2 protein-coding genes and 1 pseudogene are annotated in these 2861 nt (G+C 74.1%); all 3 read left to right on the top strand.

The features are described 5' to 3' along the window. Nucleotides 1-486, top strand: a 486-nt coding sequence (locus tag L1885_RS26580; RefSeq protein WP_235799708.1) for a response regulator, incomplete at its 5' end; no start/stop codon positions are given. A 289-nt stretch (nucleotides 487-775) separates the two neighbouring features. Continuing rightward, nucleotides 776-1444 (top strand): response regulator, encoded by a 669-nt coding sequence (locus tag L1885_RS26575; protein WP_235799707.1) that lies wholly within the window; start codon nucleotides 776-778, stop codon nucleotides 1442-1444. A gap of 321 nt (nucleotides 1445-1765) precedes the next feature. Further along, nucleotides 1766-2861: pseudogene (locus L1885_RS26570) on the top strand (cell division protein FtsK); the annotation flags it as partial.

The raw sequence follows: 2861 nt of genomic DNA, 5'->3' as shown, positions 1-2861 counted from the left end.
GCACCGGGACGCCCCGGGCACGTGCCGGCCCTCGCGCCCGCCGCCGAGGAGCGGAGCGCGGCGGCCGAGGAGGCCGCGGACGCGGGCGCCCCGGCCCGCCCGGTGTCGTTCAGCGCCGAGAAGGTCCTGATCGTGGATGACGACGTGCGCAACGTCTTCGCGCTCACGAGCGTCCTGGAGGCCCACGGCCTCACCGTGCTGTACGCGGAGAACGGCCGCGAGGGCATCGAGGTCCTGGAGCAGCACGACGACGTCACGGTCGTCCTGATGGACATCATGATGCCGGAGATGGACGGGTACGAGACGACGACCGCGATCCGCAGGATGCCGCAGTTCGCGGGGCTGCCGATCATCGCGCTCACCGCGAAGGCGATGAAGGGCGACCGGGAGAAGGCGATCGAGTCCGGCGCGTCCGACTACGTCACCAAGCCGGTCGACTCCGACCAGCTCCTCGTGATGATGGCGGACTACATGCGGCAGGGCTGACCTCCCCTTCGCGGCAGGGAGGCCCCGGGGGCGCCCCCGCCGCGAAGGGCGGGATGTGGGACTGTGGGGACGACAGGGGTGCCGGGAACGATCCGGGGCCCTGCCGCGTTACCCGTTCGTGCGCCGTGACATCGCGGTGACAGGGTGTGGCGACGGGCGGGGTGCGGCTACCATGACCGGCACAAGGACGGACGGCGCGCGGATGACGCCGCCTGGTGGGGAGCGCGGCCTCGGTCCGGGCGCCCCGACAGGGGGTCAGCCGGCGCCGGGGCGAGGAGGGCGGGCGGCCATGGTGCAGAAGGCCAAGATCCTCCTGGTCGATGACCGGCCGGAGAATCTGCTCGCGCTGGAGGCGATCCTCTCCGCGCTCGATCAGACGCTGGTGCGGGCATCGTCAGGGGAGGAAGCGCTCAAGGCGCTTCTGACGGACGATTTCGCGGTCATTCTGCTGGATGTCCAGATGCCGGGGATGGACGGGTTCGAGACGGCCGCGCACATCAAGCGGCGCGAACGCACGCGGGACATCCCGATCATCTTCCTCACGGCCATCAATCACGGCCCGCACCACACCTTCCGCGGTTACGCGGCGGGTGCGGTCGACTACATCTCCAAGCCGTTCGATCCCTGGGTGCTGCGCGCGAAGGTCTCCGTCTTCGTCGAGCTGTACATGAAGAACTGCCAGCTCAAGGAGCAGGCCGAACTGCTGAGGCTGCAGCTCGCGGGCGCCGGGGAGGCCAAGGAGCCGGCCGGGCTGCTGGCGGAACTGTCCGCGCGGCTCGCGGCAGTTGAGGAGCAGGCGGAGGCGCTGTCCAAGCAGCTGGACGACGACGCGGCGGACGCGTCGGCGGTGGCGACGGCCGCGCACCTGGAGCGCAAACTCACCGCCCTGCGGCGGGCACTGGACGCGCTGGGCCCCGGGACTCCCGGAGCCGGTCCGGTCTTCCCGCCGCAGCTCTGACGGCCCGGAGGCCCCGCGGCCACCCGTGCCCGGGGGCGCCCCTTGCGCAGCGGGGAGTGCCGAACCCCGGGCACGCGCACGGCCCGAGGCCGGCCCGGTTCGCCCGGCTCGGCCGCGCCATGGCGGCGGCGCCGTGGCGACGGGAACGGCCTCCGTGGTCCCCGGCCCCCGACCGCGCCCCGCCCGAAGGGTGTTGACGACCCCTCAGCGCGCGCACCCCGGGCCCCGGCCCGTCAGCCCCGCCGCACCCGGCTCCGACACGAACGGGTGAAGCGGCGGTCACACGTGTCCCGGGCGCCGGGCACCGGTAACCTCACCACCATGGCCTCACGTACGTCCGGCAAGGGTTCTCAAGGGGCGGCGGGCACCGCGAAGCCGCGCGCCGGCCGTACGAGCGGTACGGCGAGGAAGGCGGCGCCACCACCCGTCAAGAAGGCCGCGCCGAAACCCGCCCCCGCGAAGAAGACGCCGGCCAGGAAGGCACCCCCGAAGAAGGCGCCCGCCGGGAAGGCCCCCGCCAAGAAGGCCGCGAGGCCGGCGCCCAGGCCCGCACCGTCCCCCACCGGCGGCGTCTACCGGGCGACCCGGGCCGTGTGGCTCGGCGCGGCGCACGGCATCGGCGGCGCGATGCGCGGCATAGGGCGCGGCGCCAAGGGCCTCGACCCGGCCCATCGCAAGGACGGCCTCGGGCTGCTGCTGCTCGCGCTCGCCCTGATCATCGCCGCGGGCACCTGGTCGAACCTCCAGGGCCCCGTCGGCGACCTCGTCACCATGCTCATCACCGGTGCCTTCGGCCGGCTCGACCTGCTCGTGCCGATACTGCTCGGCGTGGTCGCCGTGCGGCTGATCCTTTATCCGCAGAAGCCGGAGGCCAACGGGCGCATCGTCATCGGGCTGTCCGCGCTCGTACTGGGCGTGCTCGGCCTCGTGCACATCGCGTGCGGCGCGCCCGGCCGGGACGCGGGCACGCAGGCCATGCGGGACGCGGGCGGGCTGATCGGCTGGGCGGTCTCGGAGCCGCTGATCTTCGCCATGGGCTCCCCGCTGGCGGTGCCCGTCCTGCTGCTGCTGACGGTCTTCGGGCTGCTCGTCGTCACCGCGACGCCGGTCAACGCCATCCCGCAGCGGCTGCACCTGCTCGCCGTCCGGCTGCGCATCCTCGCGCCGAACGAGGAGGAGGCGGCCGAGCTCCTGGCCGAGGCGGAGGACGCCTACGCCGACTACGACGGGTACGACGACGACCGGCCCGACGACGACTGGCGCGGGGCGCCCGCGCGAGCGCCGCGTACGGGCGGCGCACGCCGGCGCGGCCAGGACGGGGTCTTCGACCACGACCGGGCCGAGGCCGAGGCACTGGCCCGGCGCGGCAGGCGGGGCCGCAGGCCCTCCGCCGAGCCGCAGTTCGGCCGGCACATGG

Origin of the sequence: Streptomyces fuscigenes (assembly GCF_021556455.1) — a bacterium.
GTDB classification, from domain to species: domain Bacteria; phylum Actinomycetota; class Actinomycetes; order Streptomycetales; family Streptomycetaceae; genus Streptomyces; species Streptomyces fuscigenes.
The sequence above is the reverse complement of the archived record's forward strand: the minus strand, read 5'-3'. Positions and strand labels throughout refer to the sequence as shown.